At 69.8% G+C, this 17,539-nt stretch carries 14 protein-coding genes; 9 read left to right on the top strand and 5 right to left on the bottom strand.

Annotated elements, in window-relative coordinates; genetic code table 11:
* Nucleotides 1–1,984, bottom strand: a 1,984-nt coding sequence (locus AW272_RS39510; RefSeq protein WP_157519321.1) for a type I polyketide synthase, incomplete at its 3' end; no start/stop codon positions are given.
* 201 nt (nt 1,985–2,185) lie between these two features.
* On the opposite strand from AW272_RS39510, the gene AW272_RS39505 reads away from it, so the two are divergent.
* Nucleotides 2,186–2,581, top strand: a complete 396-nt coding sequence (locus tag AW272_RS39505) for a YybH family protein (protein WP_066376279.1) — start codon at nt 2,186–2,188, stop codon at nt 2,579–2,581.
* Nucleotides 2,582–2,630: 49 nt separating this feature from the next.
* Nucleotides 2,631–3,806, top strand: coding sequence for an acyl-CoA dehydrogenase family protein (locus tag AW272_RS39500; protein ID WP_066376278.1), 1,176 nt, complete (start codon nt 2,631–2,633; stop codon nt 3,804–3,806).
* A gap of 63 nt (nt 3,807–3,869) precedes the next feature.
* On the opposite strand, the gene AW272_RS39495 is transcribed toward AW272_RS39500, so the two are convergent.
* Nucleotides 3,870–5,270, bottom strand: coding sequence for a flavin monoamine oxidase family protein (locus AW272_RS39495; protein WP_083959170.1), 1,401 nt, complete (start codon nt 5,268–5,270; stop codon nt 3,870–3,872).
* 213 nt (nt 5,271–5,483) lie between these two features.
* Here AW272_RS39495 and AW272_RS39490 point away from each other — a divergent pair, with 213 nt between their 5' ends.
* Entirely contained in the window at nt 5,484–5,900 is a 417-nt protein-coding gene (locus tag AW272_RS39490; protein ID WP_066376300.1) for a YybH family protein, read from the top strand.
* Between the two features lie 125 nt (nt 5,901–6,025).
* Here the strand turns inward: AW272_RS39490 and AW272_RS39485 are convergent, their stop codons facing one another.
* Complete coding sequence (locus tag AW272_RS39485; RefSeq protein ID WP_066376298.1) at nt 6,026–7,411, bottom strand: FAD-dependent oxidoreductase; 1,386 nt, start codon at nt 7,409–7,411, stop codon at nt 6,026–6,028.
* 935 nt (nt 7,412–8,346) lie between these two features.
* Here AW272_RS39485 and AW272_RS43685 point away from each other — a divergent pair.
* Nucleotides 8,347–10,164: an AfsR/SARP family transcriptional regulator gene (locus AW272_RS43685; protein WP_369408852.1), complete on the top strand. Its 1,818-nt coding sequence runs from the start codon at nt 8,347–8,349 to the stop codon at nt 10,162–10,164.
* 241 nt (nt 10,165–10,405) lie between these two features.
* Here AW272_RS43685 and AW272_RS39475 read toward each other — a convergent pair whose 3' ends face one another.
* A complete protein-coding gene (locus AW272_RS39475) occupies nt 10,406–10,999 on the bottom strand; it encodes a TIGR03086 family metal-binding protein (protein WP_083959168.1) in 594 nt (197 codons plus the stop codon).
* A 9-nt stretch (nt 11,000–11,008) separates the two neighbouring features.
* The gene (locus AW272_RS39470; protein ID WP_066376288.1) at nt 11,009–11,992 is read right to left on the bottom strand and encodes an RNA polymerase subunit sigma-70; all 984 of its coding nucleotides are present in this window, start codon (nt 11,990–11,992) and stop codon (nt 11,009–11,011) included.
* A gap of 115 nt (nt 11,993–12,107) precedes the next feature.
* Between AW272_RS39470 and AW272_RS39465 the strand changes: the two genes are divergently transcribed.
* From AW272_RS39465 to AW272_RS39450, 5 genes are read left to right on the top strand one after another with little or no spacing between them, the layout of a single operon-like run.
* Nucleotides 12,108–13,559, top strand: a complete 1,452-nt coding sequence (locus tag AW272_RS39465; protein ID WP_066376273.1) for an MFS transporter — start codon at nt 12,108–12,110, stop codon at nt 13,557–13,559.
* A 32-nt stretch (nt 13,560–13,591) separates the two neighbouring features.
* The gene (locus AW272_RS45845) at nt 13,592–13,723 is read left to right on the top strand and encodes a hypothetical protein (RefSeq protein ID WP_275527348.1); all 132 of its coding nucleotides are present in this window, start codon (nt 13,592–13,594) and stop codon (nt 13,721–13,723) included.
* An 18-nt stretch (nt 13,724–13,741) separates the two neighbouring features.
* Nucleotides 13,742–14,260: a (2Fe-2S)-binding protein gene (locus tag AW272_RS39460; protein ID WP_083959167.1), complete on the top strand. Its 519-nt coding sequence runs from the start codon at nt 13,742–13,744 to the stop codon at nt 14,258–14,260.
* 4 nt (nt 14,261–14,264) lie between these two features.
* Nucleotides 14,265–15,257 carry an FAD binding domain-containing protein gene (locus AW272_RS39455; protein ID WP_066376271.1) on the top strand — a complete coding sequence of 331 codons (993 nt, stop codon included), beginning with the start codon at nt 14,265–14,267 and terminating at the stop codon, nt 15,255–15,257.
* Entirely contained in the window at nt 15,254–17,521 is a 2,268-nt protein-coding gene (locus tag AW272_RS39450; RefSeq protein ID WP_066376269.1) for a xanthine dehydrogenase family protein molybdopterin-binding subunit, read from the top strand. The genes AW272_RS39455 and AW272_RS39450 overlap by 4 nt, the downstream gene beginning before the upstream one ends.
* Nucleotides 17,522–17,539 lie beyond the last annotated feature (18 nt).

The raw sequence follows: 17,539 nt of genomic DNA, 5'->3' as shown, positions 1-17,539 counted from the left end.
CCACCCGCCCGAACAGATGCGGGACGACTTCCTCTTCGGAGGCTTGCAGCGCCCACATCGCCCCACCCTCCGGCAGCGCCTGCATCAGCCGACCACGCGCCTCCACCAGGCGAACCGCATCAGACAGCGACAGCACCCCAGCGACGTGCGCGGCAGCGACCTCACCGATCGAATGACCGACCACCACATCCGGCCGCACACCCCACGACTCCAGCAACCGGGCCAGCGCCACCTCGACCGCGAACAATCCCGGCTGAGCCCAACCCGTCCGCTCCAAGCCCTCACCCGAAGCGATCACCTCAGCCAGTCCCTCGAACCGACCGCACACCTCCCCGAACACCTCAGCGAACACCGGAAACACCCCGGCAAGGCCCGCCCCCATACCCACCCGCTGAGCACCCTGACCAGAGAAAACCCACCCCAGACGACCATCACCCGCCACACCGGACACCACACCCGGCAGACCGGCCCCCAACGCCTCCAAACCCGACACCAGCTCCGCACGATCAGCCCCCACCACCACCGCGCGATACCCGAACACCGACCGGGTGAGCAGCGAGGCGCCGACGTCCAGAGGATCCGCCGTGAGGTCCGTCAACGCCGCCGCCTGCGCCCTCAGCGCCGCCTCGTCGCGGCCCGACAGCAGCCACGGCAGGAGTCCCGGGCGCGCCCGCTCCCCAGCGGCCTCGACGGCAGGCGCTTCGGTGACCACGACGTGGCAGTTGGTGCCGCCCATGCCGAACGAGCTGACCCCCGCCACCAGCGGCTCGTCCGGGCGGGGCCAGGCGGCGAGTTCGGTTTGCACGCTCAGGTTGAGCAGGTCGAGGGCGATGGCGGGGTTCGGCGTCTCGAAGTTCAGGCTGGGCGGCAACTCCCGGTTCCTGATGCTCAGCACGACCTTCAGCAGGCCGACCAGACCGGCGGCGCCTTCCAAATGGCCGACGTTCGTCTTGGCCGATCCGACGAGCAGCGGCACACCGGGGTCGCGGGCCGCGCCGAGCGCCGCCCCCAGCGCGGCCGCCTCGATGGGGTCGCCGACGCGAGTGCCCGTGCCGTGCAGCTCCACGTACTGGACCCTCTCCGGAGCGACGCCGGCGTGATCGTAGGCCTGCCGGATCACCTGTTCCTGCGCGTCCCGCCCCGGCACGGTGAGGCCGGGGGTGGCGCCGTCGTTGTTGACCGCGCCGCCGCGCAGTACGGCATGGACACGGTCGCCGTCGGCGAGCGCGTCGGCCAGCCGCTTGAGGACCACGACCACCCCGCCCTCCCCACGGACGAAACCGTTGGCGCGAGCGTCGAAGGTGAAGCACAGACCGTCCGGGGACAGTCCGCCGAAACGTTCGGCGGTGACCGCGCTCTCGGCGGTGAGGTTGAGGTTCACCCCGGCGACGATCGACAGGCCCGCGTCGCCCGCCCGGAGGGACTCGGCAGCCAGATGGAGCGCGACCAGTGACGACGACTGGGCGGTGTCCACGGTGAGGCTGGCACCGCGCAACCCGAGGAAATAGGAGACCCGGTTGGCGATGACCCCCCGGTTCACGCCGGTGATGGTGTGCTGGGTGATCTCCGAAAGACCCTGCCGCTGAACCAGGCCCGAGTAGTCATCGCGGAGCGTTCCGACGTACATCGAGGTGTCGCCGTCACGCAGCGAGGCGGGCACGATGCGGCCGTCCTCCAACGCCTCCCACACCAGTTCCAGCACCAGGCGCTGCTGCGGATCCATGCCGGCGGCCTCGCGCGGGGAGATACCGAAGAAGTCCGCGTCGAAGTCCCCGACCGCGTCGAGGAAACCGCCCCGGCGGGCGGCGGGCGCCACCGCCCGGTCCCAGCGGTCGGCCGGGGCGTCCCCGATCGCGCTCCTCCCGGTGCGCAGCAGTTCCCAGAAAAGTGCCGGGGAATCGGCGCCCGGAAGCCGGCAGGAGATCCCGACAATGGCGACGGCCCGGTCCCGGTCGGCCCCGGCAGCCGGATCAACAATGGTCATCGCTTAACGCCTTTCGTCTCCCCGAATCGAAAGCGCCTGAAGCGGCGATCGACCTCGCACATTAATTCCGGGCCGGTAACCACGCGTTCTCGAACTGAGCCGCCAGCGGCGAATTGCCCGGCGATGAGCGCGTAATGAGGGCGCATGACTAGCTTGGAGAATTACAGAAGTCGCCGAGCCTAGACGAGGCAGGGAGCAGTCATGTCCACGATCGAGGATTTCCAACTCACCGATGACGCGCAACTGCAGACCCAGTTGTACGTACGAGCCTTCAACTCCGGTGACTTCGAGACACTCGAGCGGCTCTACACCGAAGAGGCCATCGCGGTCTGGGAGCCGGGCCGGCCCTTGAGTGGGCAGGCACGCCGCGACCACATCGCCGAGACGCTGCGGGCCAAGCCGCGCATGACCGCCACGGACCGGCACCGGTACGAGACCGGCGACGCCACGCTGCTGGTCGTCGACTGGCAGGTCGAGATCGCCGGCGCCGACGGCGAGATCGAGGTGCACACGGGCGTCGGCCTCGACGTGCTGCGACGTGGCGAGGACGGTAAGTGGCGGTACGCGATCGACGACCCGTACGGCGAGAGCGAGTGAGGCACACCTCCGGCCATCCAGCCGGTCAGGGCGACGACAGGGAGCAGGAATGGCTGTGAACGAGCAGGCCGCCGCTGTGATCCAGGCGGTGCGGGACGTGGTGCCGACACTGCGCGAGAACGGTCTGGCGGCAGAGGAGAACCGCTGGATCCCCGAGGAGAACATCGAGCTGCTGGACAAGGCCGGGGTGTTCCGGGCCGCGGTCCCGACCCGGTTCGGCGGGCTCGACCTGTCGTTGGAGGAGCAGTACGACATCCTGGTCCAGGTGGCGCGCGGCTGCGGCTCGACCGGATGGGTCGCGCTGGCCTGGGTGTCGACTGCGTGGCTGATCACGCAGTATCCCGACCGGGCGCAGGAGGAGATCTTCACGAGCGACTCGGTGCGGATCTCCGGCGGGTTCTCGCCGACCGGCACGCTGACGCCGGTGGAGGACGGCTATCTGCTGAATGGCACCTGGCGGTTCAACTCCGGGTGCCGGGGCGCGCAGTGGGACCTGCTCGGGGCGCTGCTGGAGTTGCCGGACGGCTCGCACCAGGAGCTGTACGCGGTGGTGCCGATGTCGGTGCTGTCGATCGCCGACGACTGGTACGTGTCCGCCGCCGCCGCGACCGGCAGCTCCACTACCTCCGCCAAGGACGTGTTCGTGCCCGCGCACCGGGTGATGGACGCCGCCGAGGCCCTGGAGGGCCTGACCGGAGAGCGGTCCAACACCGGTGCCACCGGCCGCAACTATCCGCTCATCGGGTACATCATGGCCTCGTCGGTGGCGTCCTACATCGGCATGGCGCGGGCCGCGTTCGAGTTGTTCGTCGAGCGGGTGCCGGGCCGCCCGATCGCGTACACCTCGTGGGAGGACCAGGCCGCGCACCCGCTCACGCAGTTGCGGGTCGCCACGTCCGCCAACAAGATCGAGGCGGCGGACGCGCTGGTGCGCCGCTGGATCACCGCGCTCCAGGCGCACGCCGACGCGGGCACCCAGCCGACGCTGGAGGAACGGGCCGAGGGCCGAGGCCGCTGCGGGTACGCGATCCAGCTGGCCAAGGAGTCGGTCGAGGACCTGCAGTCCATCAGCAGCGGTTCCGCGATCATGCGGTCGGCTCCGTTCCAGCGGTTCTTCCGTGACATCGAGGGCCTGGCGCTGCACGGCATGATGACGCCGAACCCGAACCTGGAGGTGCACGGCAGGGTCGTCCTCGGGCTCGAACCCGACACCTACCTGCTCTGACCCCAGGCCCGCGGGAAGCGGCCCGTCCAGCGTGATGCCGGACGGGCCGTTTCGCCGGGGAACCTACCGGCCGGCCGCGTCGGCTGCCTGGCGGCCGGCGCGGATGCCGGACTCGATGGCGCCGTCGATGTAGCCGTTCCACCCCGCGGCGATGTCGCTGGTGGCGAATGCGAGACGTCCGCTGGGCCGCTGGAGGGCCGCGTGCAGCCGGGTGAGCTGGCCGGGGGTCTGGCAGGCGGCGCCGCCGAGCGAGAACTCGTCGCGCGCCCAGTTCTGCGCCTTGATCGCGGTCACCTCGGCCTTCGGCTCCTGCCGGCGCACCGCGGCGCGGACCTGGGCGAGGTCGGAGCCGTCGAACGTGGGGTGGTAGCTGAACCCGACGACCAGCAGGCCGTCCCCGGTCTCCCGGTAAGGGATCAGTGCGGAGATCGGGCCGCCCTCGGCGTCCTGTGCGAAGAAGCGGCCCACGTCACCACGCACGTGGATCCAGATCTTGGTGCCGTTGGGCACTCCGATGCCCTCCCGGGTGGCGGCGGTGTGGGCGGCAGGCAGGCCCGGGTCGAACCTGATGGTGTGCCACACGTTCGCGGGGAGCGCGACCACCGCCACGGGCGCGGAGAACCGCCGGCCTGACCGGGTGGTGACGTGCACGCGGCGGCCGTCGTCGACGACCGAGGCGACAGGCGTGCTGAGGCGCAGCTCGGCGCTGGCGTCGGCGAGGATGGCGGTCAGCAGCCCGATAGTGCCCGATTCGATCCGGTAGTGACCGGTCGCGGCGTTCCACTTGTCGAATCCCCCACCGGCCAGCGACCACCAGCGGGCCATCTGCGTGTAGGCGCCGCGGGTGCTCCTCCCGCCCGAGTACGCCGAGGTCACCCCCGACATCCAGCTCTCGTCGCGGGCCGGCAGGCGCATCGCGTCAAGCCGGGCGCGCAGGGAGATCCGGTCGGCCGGCCGTACCGCGTCGGCGTTGTACAGCGGGTCGAAGGGGCGGTCGAACAGGGTGGCCGCGCCGTCGAAGAACCGTACGAGCAGCTCCCCCAGATGCCCGAACGCCTCGTCGAGCGGGAAGGACCGCGGTCCGTCCGGGGTGGGGAGGATCGCCCGGTCCGGGGCGGGATCCTCGACGACGCCGATGCCGTACCGCATCATCTCGGCCCATACGTGGGGCTGACTCCAGTGCACCCACGTGCCGCCCCGCTCGACCGGCAGCCCCGCGAACGTGTCGGTCCAGGTGCGGCCGCCGATCCGGTCGCGGGCCTCCAGCACCAGGGGGCGCAGCCCGCGCGCCGCCAGCTCGCGCGCCGCCGTGACACCCGCGTAGCCCGCCCCGATGACGATCGCGTCCGGTTCGCCTCCGCCGCTCGCCGCCGCGACGCCGGTCTGACCGAGCGGCACACCCGCCGCCACCCCGGCGGCCAGCAGTCCGCGACGCGACAGGTTTTCAACGGTCTCTTCGCCCATGATGTGCGCTTCCCTTCCGTCACTGCCCGCGAAATCCTCGCGCGCGGCGAATTTCTTTCAGGTGCGAGAAATAATGCCGATCTCTGGTCACCGACCGGTCTGGCCCGGGCATGAACGGTGAGTTACCGAGCAATTAATGCGGCGGTTTTCCGATCGGTAGACTGAGAGAGCGAACACCGCCGGGTGTTCCGAGAAATGGAGGTCAGCCATCTGATGACGGCGAATCTCAAAATCGACCTGGATAATTTGGACCTGACCGACGATCCGGAGACCCAGAACGAAGTCTTCATGCTCGCCTTCAATTCCGGCGATGGAAACGTGTTCAATTCGCTCTACCGGGAGGACTCGATCTCCAACCTGTCGGGCCAGCCACTGCGCGGCGAGGAGCGCAAGCGTTTCATCGTCGAGATGATCGGCAAGAAGCCGCGTCTGAAGGCCGTGCTGAAGAGCTCCTACGTCGCCGGTGACATCTCGCTGGTGAAAGTGGTGTTCGACCTGGAGGTCACCGGCGAGGACGGCGAGCCGGTCGTGCTGCACGGCTCCTGCACCGACGTCATGCGCCGTGAGGCGAACGGCAAGTGGATGATGGCGATCGACCGGCCCATCGCCGACGCCATGCCGCAGGCCTGACCAACGCACACCCGCACGTCCCGGCCCCTGCCGCCATCTCGACCGGCAGGGGCCTTCGCGCGCGCCCGCCCCGGTCCGCTCTCATGGGGGATGGCCAGAGCGGACCGGGGCGGAGAGCAGCACGTTCAGGCGAGTTCGCGGGCGGGCCTCTCCCGGCCGTCGCGCGGCGCCGGTACGGGAACCGAACGCCGGCCCAGCGAGCCGCGCAGGATCCGCAGGAGCATCGCGGGCTTCATCAACGCCTCGGGCGGGTCCAGCAGGCCCGCGACGCGCAGATAGGCGGAGGCGACCTTGCCGTCCCTGGTCGCGGCCTCCAGCACCTTCGCCACCAGACCGTGCGCCATCCGCACCTTGAACGTCCGCTCCCCCGGCACACCGGGAAAGGTGAGGTCGCCGGTGGTCATCAGGTCCCACGGCCCGTCCAGGACGTCGCGGGCCAGCTCGCGCAGGAAGTCCATCGAACGCGGCGGACCCGAGCGCAGATGCGAGCGCAGCGCCAGCGCGCCCAGCGCCGCGATGGTCATGCCCTGGGCGTAGGTGGGGTTGAAACTGCACACCGAGTCGCCCAGGAGGACGAAGCCGTCGGGGAACCGGTCCAGCCGCTCGTACCGCCGTCGCAGATTGGCCGGAAACTGGTAGGACACCGGATCGTCGACCGGTTCGCTGAGACTCGCGGCGTGCGCGATGTCGGGCACCGCGAGCGAGGCGAGGAAGGCGGCGAACCCTTCTGGGTCGGAGGGCGGCACGTCACCCAGCACTCCGTAGGCGGTCAGCTCGATGTAGTTTCCGTGCCTGCCGCAGATCGCCCCGCGGGGCAGCGTCGGCGAGGCGATGACATTGATGGAGATGTCACGGCCGAACGGGTCGGTACGGATCCGGTAGTGGCGGGTGGTGTACCCGATGCCGATCTTCAAGCGATCCTCGGCGACCCGCTGGTAGCCGAGTTCGGTGAGCCACACCGGGGTGCGCGAACCCCGGCCGGTCGCGTCCACCACCAGGTCCGCGGTCAGCTCCCGCTCGATCTCCGTGTCCGGCTCGCGCACGCGTGCCCCGGTGATCCGGCCTGCGTCGGCGGTGGCGGTCACGCCCAGGATGTCGTGCCGCTCCAGGAACCGTACGTTGGGGATGTCCTGGACCTTCTGGCGGACGTGGAACTCCAGCATCGGACGGCTCACGGTCACCGCGACCATGCCCGACTCGTCCCGCGCCAAGGGGACCCCGTTGAAGTACCAGCGCAGGTTGCCGGCCACGTCACCGCTTCCCGCGCCGGCCGCGACGAGGTCGCCGGTGATGCCGGGGAACAGTTCCTCGATGGCCTGCCTGCCCCGGGCCAGCAGGCCGTGCACCTGGCGGCCCTGCGGAACGCCCTGCCGGGCCTGCTCTACCCCGGTCAGCGCATCGCGGTCGACGACGATGACTTCCGTGTACGTCTCGGACAGGACCCGCGCGGCGAACAGACCGGCGATGCTGCCACCGAGCACCAGGGCACGATCGGTGATTCGACCACTCATGACGGCCACCTCCCTCGTTTCGGATCTCCTGGGTGAGGCGTTGGAGGCGCGAGTCCGAAAAGCATTCCGAACCGGCCACGACCATGCCAGAACCGACCCTAGACAAGCGTGGGAAGCAAGCGTCAAGGGCGCGGTAATCGCCCTGTAACCGCGATTACGTAAGCGCCGGGAACCAGTGGGTTACCGCATCAGGATCCGAACGTATCGTCACCGAAATATTCGCCGGAGTAACCAGCAGTCGCATTTACCGGTGCATCGCCGCGTGGCGGATGGGCGCGTGGCGGATGGGCGGAGTGCTCGTTAACACGGCCCCTGCGCGCCCCGGATCGTGGATGCGACCGCCCACCCGCGCCATGCTTATAGCCGAAACCGGCCGATCCGGCCGGCCCCTTAATCGCGGTCTCTTCCAACGAGATCCGCCGCTGTCAGCGCGAATGGATCGTGCCATCGCCGCACCCTCAACCGGTCCCGGCGACGACACCGAAACCGGGCCCTCCGGTCCTACCACCAGCGGCAACGACCCAAAGATCGATACGTGGCACGGGAGTACCGGGGGCCCAAAGATGGCCTAATGCGGCCACTGAGGCTGCGAACTGCGAACTTAACATCACTTTTATCGGATTTACGGTTATATGAGATCGGTCACACCGACAACTAGATGGACAAACCAACCACTTGATTTCTACCATGAGGCTGGGGTTTACAACGAGCCTGACTATGAGGCCAAGGGGCGACAATCCCGCCCCACAATTCCCCCTTAGCGCATTCCCGTCCTGCTTGTCAAGCATACCTGGAGTGCTATGTGGTTTCGTGTGCTCGGCCCGCTCGAAGTCATTTCCGGCGAACAACCGGTTCCACTAGGTGGCGCAAAGCAGCGGGCAGCCCTCGGGCTGCTGCTTTTGAAGGCGAATCAGGTTGCGTCCACAGACCAGTTGATGGACGCATTGTGGAGTTTCGACGACACTCCCATCACCGCACGCAAAATACTGCAGAACGCGATCTGGGGGCTGCGCCGGGTGTTCGCGGCGCACGGCGGTGAAGGCCCCGATCTCCTGCTCACCCAGGCGCCCGGTTATCGGCTGCAGGTCGCGCCTGAGCGGGTCGACCTCCATTTGTTCCACCAGTGGACCGCCACCGGGCGCGCGGAGCTGGCCAACGGCGCGCCCGAGGCGGCCGCCTCCCAGTTCCGCGCCGCCCTGGCGCTCTGGCGGGGCCCGGCGTTGGCCGATCTGGAGGAGACCGGCCGCGCCTGGCCGGAAGTGATCACCGCGCAGAACGCCCGGCTGGACGTGCTGGAGGACTACTTCGAGGCGGAACTGGCCTGTGGCCGCCCTCATGCCATCCTCGGCGAACTGGAGGCCATGGTCGACAATGAGCCACCGCGGGAACGCGCCTGCGGCCAGCTCATGCACGCTCTGTACTACTGCGGACGCCAGGCGGACGCGCTGAACGTCTACCAGCGGATGCGGATCAGGCTCGTGGAGGAGTTCGGCCTCCAGCCCAGCCCCGAACTCCAGTTGCTCCAGCACGCCATTCTCACCCAGGACCTCGGGCTGGGTCCGCAGCCTCCGGTCGCGCTGCGGGAGACCCGGCGTCCTGCTCTCAGCAGCGGCGCAACGACGGCCCATCGAGTTCAGCCGCCTGGAGTACGGGACACCGCTCCCCCTGTCTCCGAACAGGCTGCGCGGCAGCCTCGCCAGGTAGGTCTCCCGGTGCCGGTGTCTCCCACCGAAACGGTCGTGGCCTCCGAGCGACGCCAGATGAGCGTCGTCCTCGTCCAGACCTGGCTCTGTCTGGACCTCGACAGCGCCGGCGCCACCGAGATCGACCAGGTCATGGAGGAGGCGGCGGTGGTGATCCGGGAGAGGGCAGGGAATTTCGGCGGTTTCGTCATGACCTCGATGGGTTCGTTGTCGATGCTGGTCTTCAGCGCCCGCAACGACCAGGACACCCACGCCGAGCGGGCCGTGCGCGCCGCCGCCGTGATCCGCGACTCGCTCGGCGCGCTGGCCGCTCCGGGCACCCACACCTCGCGCTTCGTGCGCGGGCTGTCGGTGCACGCCGCCGTGGCCACCGGTGAGGCTTTCGCCCGCCCCGGGCCCAATGACGGCCCGCCCGTCGTCAACGGCGCCCTGCTGGACTACTGCCGTTCGCTGCTGTCGGCGGCCCCCGCCGACGACATCCACGTGTGCGACCGGACCCGGCTGGCCACCGGGCCAAGCATCTGTTACGAACAGGTCGAACATCAGGGCGGCGACTCTCCCGTGCGCTGGCGGATGTGCGACGGCCACGGCTGCTACGACCACGAACTCGAACTGCTGCAGCAACTCCTGGAGCGCGCCCATCGCAGCAGCGCCCCGCATCTCGTCACGGTGCTCGGCGGGTCAGGCATCGCCAGGTCCCGGCTTTTCATCGAGTTCCAGCGCAGGGTGCGCGAACAGTTGCCCGAACCCGCCTCGTACGTGTGCGTGAGCGCGGCCCCCAGCGGCGAGCGGACCCTGATGCCGTACCTGGCCGTACCGCCGGAAGGGAATCCCGACCACCTGCTCGTCGTGATCGCGGACGATCTGCACCACGCAGATGACCGGTCGCTGGACCTGATGGAGAACCTGACGGACACCCTCGGCCCCGTCCCGGCGCTCATCATCGTCGGCGCCAAGCCGGAACTGCTGGACCGGCGCCCCGGGTGGGCGGGCGGAAAGCGGCACGCGATCACGATCACCCTCGACCCGCTGATGGCCACCGTGGCCTGAGAAGGGTCATCTGCTCTCCAGGTCGGCCGTCCCCGTCGGACGGTCGACCTGGACGCAGGGCCCGGACCAGGCCCGCGAACTGCGGATCCGCGTCCAAGGTGTCCAGTGCGCAGGCGAGGACATCGGAGTAGGTCTCACTGACCAGGAGGTAGCGTTCCCTGCCCGCCTCGGTGACGACGTTCCACCACGGTCTGCAACCGCAGGAGCCTGGTCCACATGGCCTGATCGGTGCAGGCGCCGGTCACGGCCTTCCCGCCGCGTCACGGCCCAGCAATGCCAGCAGCCGGTCGGACGGAACGGTGGACGGAGTCGAGACGGGCGGCGCGAACAGCGAGTGGCGGGTCGCGTCGTTGATGACCAGCGGAGCCAGGAGCAGCAGCTCCTCGGCCAGGTTCGCCGGGATGGGATACGGGTGACCGCAGGCGCGCCCCACGTCCCAGCCGTGCACCGCGACCTCGATCGCCCCTATGCCCGCCAGCGTCGAGAGCGACAGCTGCCAGTCTCCGACCCGCACCTGGTCGGGAGCGCAGACCATCGCGCACGTGTGCAGCAGGCGGCAGGCGCGACTGCGGAACCCGAAGAGCAGGTCGGCGTCGGGAGCGGGCGGGCCGGTCGGCATGACGCCCACGCACCCCTCCCTAAGGCCCTCCTGCAGGGCGTCCAGCGACTCGTTGAGGTGCAGCAGCAGCGTGGCGAGATCCCACCGGTCGCAGGGCGTCGGCGCGGTCAGCACATCGGCGGTGATGTGCTGACCCGTCGCCAGCGCATAGTCCAGCGCCTGTTTGAGCAGGCCGATTCCTTCGGTCGGTGCGCTCAGCACGTAGGGCATCGTCATAACCGAGCCCTAACGGGCCGACGGGGAATGGCGCACCAGCGGCAAGCCCAGATTGTGGAACATCTCCGGGCGCTGGTGCGACACGATCCGGGCGATGCCCTGCGACGAGATCGTGAGGACCTCGACCGAGTACGCGCGGTGGGTGCCGTCCTCACCCCGCAGGTAGGTGGCGAAGGCCGGCTTCCCCTGGTGAGTGGTGCGAACCATCTGGCAGGTGCCGAAAGCGGGGCATTCGGTCGCCAGGAAACGGGCGATGGCTTCGCGGCCCGCCAGACCGATCGGCTCCGGCGGCACCTCGCAGACGGCGTCGCTGGTGAGCAGGTTCATCAACGCCGGCAGGTCGGCGTGTTCGAACGCGGCCACGTAACGGTCGAGCAGGTCACGTTCGTGCGGGTCATCGGGCTCGTCCACCTCGTCGGCCGGGCCGGCCGCCTTGGTGAGCTGCGCCCTGGCCCGCTGCAACATGCTGTAGACCGCCGCGCTACTGGTGCCGAGCAGTTCCGCGACCTCTCCGGCCCGCCACCCCAGCACCTCGCACAGCAGCAGGACGGCACGCTGACGCGGCGTCAGACGCCGCCACGCAACGGTCAGCGCCAGCCGGACCGACGTCCGCGTCTCGATCACCGTCGCGGGGTCGGCCGGCTCGCTGCCGAACAGCACGCGGGCGATCGGCTCCAGCCAGGCCGACTCCTGGCCGTGCTGGTCGGCGGCCGGATCCGCGGGGCCGCCCAGCCCGGTCGGCAACGGCCGCCGGCTGCGCGCCTCGATCGCGTTCAGGCAGGTGTTGGTCGCGATCCGGTACAGCCAGTTGCGCAGCGAGGCGCGGCCCTCGAACTCGTCGAGCGACCGCCACGCCCGCAGGTAGGTCTCCTGGACCAGATCCTCGGCCTCGTGCGCGGAGCCGAGGATCCGGCAGCAGTGCGCCAGCAACTCCGGCCGGAACCGATCGGCCAGTTGGCCGAAGTTCCCTCGATCCGCCACCACACCCGTCATCATCACACTCCCATTTTCCCTTGCTGACGCCCTCTTCAATGAGGACAGACGGGCGGCCCGGAATCCATCGGGGGACACCCGACGAAAATGCGATCGGCCGTCTGTCTTCATCAACATGGCTCAGTCATCAGAGAAAAACCCCTCGACAACCGGCCCTTCGAAGCCTCCACCCTCACGCTGGGCGGCGCTCGGCCTGCTGTGCGCCGCCATGTTCATGGTCGCCCTGGACGGCCAGATCGTCATCCTGGCGATGCCCTCCATCCAGGCCGACCTCGGTTTCAGCGTCTCCAGCCTCCAATGGGTGCTGAGCGGATACCTGCTCAGCTTCGGCGGTCTGCTGCTGCTGGCCGGCCGGGCCGCCGACCTGCTGGGCCACCGCAGGCTCTTCGTCATCGGCGTCGTCCTGTTCCTGGCCTCCTCGGTGCTGTGCGGCGCCGCCTGGTCCCAGGAGACCCTGATCATCGCCCGCCTCGTGCAGGGCGCGTCGGCCGCGATCATGTCGCCCACCGCGCTGGCCCTGCTGATGACCACCTTCGACGAAGGGCCCGACCGCAACCGGGCACTGGCCATCTGGACGGGCACCGGCGCCTTCGGCGCGACCGCCGCGCTGCTGATCGGCGGCGTGGTCACCGACCTGCTCGGCTGGGAATGGATCTTCTACCTGAACATCCCGGTCGCCGCCGTCATGCTGGCCCTGGTCCCGGTCCTGCTGCGGGAGAGCCACACGCCCGCCACCGAACGCTCCTTCGACCTCGGCGGCGCGATCACCAGCACCGGCGCGGCCGTGGTGCTCATCTACGCCGTCGTGGAGGCGCCCAACATCGGCTGGGGCCACAGCCGGACCATCGGCCTGCTGGCTGCCGCCGCCGTACTGGTCGCGCTGTTCGTCGTCATCGAGAAGAAGTCGGTGGCACCGCTGGTGCCGTTCCGGATCTTCAAGTCGAGCTCGCTGGTCAGCGGGAACCTGATGATGATCGTGGTCGGCATGCTGCTCCTCGGCTTCAACGTCCTGGTCTCCCTCTACGCCCAGCAGGTGCTGCTGTTCACCCCGGTCATCTTCGGCCTGGGCACGCTGGCGTACGCCCTGATGGACATCCTGTCGGCCAACGTCGCCGGTGTGATCGTCGGCAAGATCGGGTACCGGGTCGTCGCGCTGGCGGGCATGGTGCTGTTCGGCATCGGCTCGCTGCTCATGACGGCGATCTCGGCGGACGGCAGCTACTTCAGCGACCTGTTCGTCGGGCTGCTGGTCTTCGGGTCCGCAGTCGGCACCTGTTTCGTCGCGGTCTCCATCGCCGCCCTCACCGGTGTCCCGGACGAGGACGCCGGGCTGGCCTCGGGCATCAACAACGCCGCGTTCTGGATCGGCGGAGCGCTCGGCAGCGCCGTCGTCTCCACCGTGGCGGTCATCTACACCAAGGGCACCGGCCCCGCCGCCCTCACCGAGGGGTTCCAGGCCGGGTTCTGGACCTGCGTGGCCCTAGCCGCCGTCGGCGCCGTCATCGCGCTGATCCTGCTGCTCCTGCCCCAGCCGGCCGAAGAGGAGGCGCTCCCCGCCGCTCACTGACCCTCCATCGGCCCCCATCGGCTGGTAACCGCATGTTCTCCGGAGTCATGACGGCCGCCGACGCAGGGAGAACATGGAACCAGCCGGTCGCCGTCGATCACGGCGACCTCCACGACCGCCAGCGCCGCCCGGAGGCGCTGGCGGCGTCGCGATTCCACGGATGAGTTCACCTGGAGGAGCCCATGACCACACCCGATCCCGAGCGCACATCCCACCCACCGCTGGAAGCGCCCGACACCTTCCAGGTGAACCTGACGGTGAACGGAACCGCGCGAACAGTCGATGTGGATCCGCGCACCACACTGCTCACGCTGCTGCGTGAGCGGTTCGACCTGACCGGCACCAAGGCCGGTTGCCACCAGGGCACCTGCGGCGCCTGCACGGTGCACGTCGACGGGCGGCGAGCCCTGTCGTGCCTGATCCTCACGGTCAGTGCCGACGACGCCGAGATCCGGACGATCGAGGACCTGGCCGAGCCCGACGGCACCCTGCATCCGATGCAGCGGGCGTTCGTGGAGTTCGACGCGCTGCAGTGCGGCTTCTGCACGCCGGGGCAGATCATGTCGGCCGAGGCGTGCGTCCGCGAGGGCAATGCCGAGTCCGACGACGACGTGCGCGAATACATGAGCGGCAACCTGTGCCGATGCTCCGCGTATCCGAACATCGTGCGGGCCGTACGGTCCGTCGCCGAGAGCCGGTGAGGACATGAGGCCTTTCACGTACGCGCGCGTTTCCAGCCTGAACGAGGCGGCGCGGGAGAGCTCCAGACCGGGGGCGATGGTGCTGGCGGGCGGCACCACGCTGGTAGACCTGATGCGGGGCAACGTCCTGGCCCCTGATCATCTGGTCGACATCAGGCGGTTGCCGGGCCTGGACGGCGTGGAGGAGACCGGCACGTGGCTGCGGATTGGCGCGTTGTCCCGGATGGCCGACGTGGCCACCGACGAGCGGGTGCGGGCGCGCTACCCCGCGATCGCCGAGAGCCTGCGGCTGGCCGCCTCCCAGCAGGTGCGCAACATGGCCACCATCGGCGGGAACCTCCTGCAACGCACCCGCTGCCCCTACTACCGCGACGGCGACTCGCCCTGCAACAAGCGTGAGCCGGGAACCGGGTGCAGCGCGCTGGCCGGCCCCGACCGCGACAGTGCCGTGCTGGGCGGGTCGGAATCGTGTGTCGCGGTCTACCCCGGAGACCTCGGCGTCTCGCTGGTGGCGTTCGAGGCGTCCGTGGAACTGCTGTCGGCCGGGGGGCCCAAGACCCTGCCCTTCGCCGAACTGCACCGGGACGTCGCCGACGAGCCGGAGCGGGAGACGACGCTGTCGCCCGGTGACATCGTCACGGCCGTGACCATCCCGAACAGCGCCCTGGTGCGTGGCTCCGCCTATGTCAAGGTCGCCGACCGGGCCCGTTACGCGTTCGCCATCGCGTCGGCGGCGGCCGGGCTCACGATCGAGGACGGCGTCGTCACAGCGGCGCGGGTGGGTTTGGGCGGGGTGGCGACCCGGCCGTGGCGCAGTCACGAGGCCGAGGCGGAACTCGTCGGGCGTCCGTTGACCGCCGACACCGCCAAGGCCGCGGGCCGGGCCGCCTTCGCCGCGGCCCGAGCGGGCCGCGACAACGCTGTGAAGATCACGCTGGGGCCTCGGGTGGTCGAGCAGGCGTGTCTGCGCGCGGGACAGGGAGGGGAACGAGCATGACGAAGATCCTGGGAACCCCGGTGGTCCGGACCGACGCGGTGGCCAAGGTCACCGGCCAGGCCGCGTACGTCGCCGACCACACGCCAGCCGGGACGCTGCACGCCGCACTGGCGACGGGAACGATTTCCCGAGGGCGTATCACCGCCATCGACGCCGGCGGGGCCGAACGGCTGCCGGGGGTCCGCCTGGTCCTCACCCACCGCAACCTCGGCGACGCCGTGAAGGAGGGCCAGTTCCTCACCCCGGTGCTGGGCGGCCAGTTCCAGACGAGCTTCAACCCGCTCGGCTCCGACGAGATCCGCTACTCGGGCCAGATCGTGGCGCTCGCCGTGGCCGACACCCCGGAGATCGCCGAGGAGGCGGCCCGCCTGATCCGGGTCGAGTACGAGGAGGTGCCCGCCGTGATCGCGCTGGCCGACCTCGCCCCCGACGCACCGGGGCGGATCGACCTGCACGGCCTGCAGACCGGCGACACCGCGACGGCGCTCGCCGAGTCGCACGTCGTGGTCGACCGTGAGTACGCCACCTCCGTCAACCATCACAACCCGATCGAGCCGTTCCACGCCGCGGCGCTGTGGCAGGACGGCCGCCTGGAGATCCGCGTCCCCAGCCAGTGGGTTACCGGCGAGCGGTTCGCGCTGGCCGGCGCCCTCGGTGTCACCGAGGAGGACGTGCGCGTCGTCAGCCCGTACGTGGGCGGCGGGTTCGGGTCCAAGGGTGCGACGCTGTGGCACACAGTGCTGACCGCCGAGGCCGCGCGGCGGCTGGACGCCCCGGTGAAGCTGTCGATCACCCGCCGGCAGATGTTCACGATCGCCTCGTTCCGGCCCGAGTCACGGCATTGGGTGCGGCTGGCCGCGACCTCCGACGGCCGGTTCACCGCCTACGAGCACGAGGTCCTCACCCAGACCTCGCGCAGCGACGTCCTGGCCCTCCCCGGCACCGACAACACCGCGCGGCTGTACGCCTTCCCCAACATCCACACGCGTGAGAGCACCATCGGGGTCGACGTGAACACTCCGGGCTTCATGCGGGGGCCGTTGGAGTACCCCGAACTGTTCGCGTTGGAGAGCGCCGTCGACGAACTGGCCATGGTGCTCGACGTGGATCCGATGGAGCTACGACTGCGCAACGAGCCGGCGAAGGAGCCCGTGGAGGGGCTCCGGTACAGCAGTCGGTCGCTGCAGGAGTGCTATCGCCGGGGCGCGGAGCTGTTCGGCTGGCACCGGCGCAGGGCCCGTCCCGGTTCGATGCGGGACTCCGACGGAACGCTCATCGGCTGGGGCTGCGCGAGCGCGAGCTACCCCGTGTTCGAGGGTGGCGTGTGCGACAGCAGGATCACCGTGGGCTCGGACGGCCGGGCCCTGGTGGAGGTCGCGAGCCAGGACATCGGAACCGGGACCTACACGTTGCTCGCCCAGATCGCCGCCGAGACGTCGGGGCTCGCGCTGGCCGACGTGCGGGTGGCGTTGGGGGACAGCGACCTGCCGCGCGGCCTCGCCACGGCGGCGTCGTCGACGACCGGGACGGTCGGCGCGGCCGTCCACGAGAACGCCCGGTCCGTACGGGAACAGTTGCTGGCGGCCGCGGCCGTGCGGTTCGGACGGCCGCGCGCGGTGGAGGACCTGACCATCTCGGACGGCGTTGTACGGGCGGGCGACGGCCTCCGGATCACCGTCGCCGAGTTGGTCGCCGACCTGCCGCGCGGCGTCCTGGCGGTCGAGATCCGGCACACGCCGCCCCGGCTGCCCGCCGAGATGGCGCAGACCACCCTGCGGGACGGCACCTTCAACATCACCGGTCCGGCGCGGCCGGACCACGTGGCCTTCAGCTACGGGGCCAACTTCGCGGAGGTCCGCGTCGATCCGGTCACGCGGCAGGTGCGGATGGGCCGCATGGTCGGCGTCTTCGCGGTCGGCCGGGTGCTGAACCCGAGGATCGCGCACGGCCTGCTGGCGGGCGGGATGATCTGGGGCGCGGGCCATGCGCTGATGGAGAAGACCGTCATGGATCGTGACCGCGCACGGTTCGTCAACACCGACCTCGCCGGGTACCACATCGCGGCGAACGCCGACATCTCCGACGTGATCGTGGAGACGGTCGACGAGCACGACGACCTGGTCAACGTCCTGGGTGCGAAAGGCGGTGTCGGCGAGATGGGCATCGTCGCCATGCCCGCCGCCATCGCCAACGCGGTGTTCCACGCCACCGGTGTCCGGGTCAGAAGGCTGCCGATCCTGGTCGACGACCTGCTGATCGGCTGATCCGTGGGTGGTGCCCGG

Source organism: Herbidospora mongoliensis, assembly GCF_001570545.1.
Lineage (GTDB): Bacteria > Actinomycetota > Actinomycetes > Streptosporangiales > Streptosporangiaceae > Herbidospora > Herbidospora mongoliensis.
Note: the sequence above shows the minus strand (reverse complement) of the source record. Positions and strands in the feature narration are given on the sequence as shown.

Bases quoted from the DNA above. Each gene is read 5' to 3' on its own strand.
- AW272_RS39465 (WP_066376273.1), top strand. From the start codon at position 12,108: ATGGCTCAGTCATCAGAGAAAAACCCCTCGACAACCGGCCCTTCGAAG.
- AW272_RS39475 (WP_083959168.1), bottom strand. From the start codon at position 10,999: ATGACGATGCCCTACGTGCTGAGCGCACCGACCGAAGGAATCGGCCTG.
- AW272_RS39470 (WP_066376288.1), bottom strand. From the start codon at position 11,992: ATGACGGGTGTGGTGGCGGATCGAGGGAACTTCGGCCAACTGGCCGAT.
- AW272_RS43685 (WP_369408852.1), top strand. From the start codon at position 8,347: ATGGACGCATTGTGGAGTTTCGACGACACTCCCATCACCGCACGCAAA.
- AW272_RS39505 (WP_066376279.1), top strand. From the start codon at position 2,186: ATGTCCACGATCGAGGATTTCCAACTCACCGATGACGCGCAACTGCAG.
- AW272_RS45845 (WP_275527348.1), top strand. From the start codon at position 13,592: ATGTTCTCCGGAGTCATGACGGCCGCCGACGCAGGGAGAACATGGAAC.
- AW272_RS39485 (WP_066376298.1), bottom strand. From the start codon at position 7,411: ATGAGTGGTCGAATCACCGATCGTGCCCTGGTGCTCGGTGGCAGCATC.
- AW272_RS39455 (WP_066376271.1), top strand. From the start codon at position 14,265: ATGAGGCCTTTCACGTACGCGCGCGTTTCCAGCCTGAACGAGGCGGCG.
- AW272_RS39490 (WP_066376300.1), top strand. From the start codon at position 5,484: ATGACGGCGAATCTCAAAATCGACCTGGATAATTTGGACCTGACCGAC.
- AW272_RS39460 (WP_083959167.1), top strand. From the start codon at position 13,742: ATGACCACACCCGATCCCGAGCGCACATCCCACCCACCGCTGGAAGCG.
- AW272_RS39495 (WP_083959170.1), bottom strand. From the start codon at position 5,270: ATGGGCGAAGAGACCGTTGAAAACCTGTCGCGTCGCGGACTGCTGGCC.
- AW272_RS39450 (WP_066376269.1), top strand. From the start codon at position 15,254: ATGACGAAGATCCTGGGAACCCCGGTGGTCCGGACCGACGCGGTGGCC.
- AW272_RS39500 (WP_066376278.1), top strand. From the start codon at position 2,631: ATGGCTGTGAACGAGCAGGCCGCCGCTGTGATCCAGGCGGTGCGGGAC.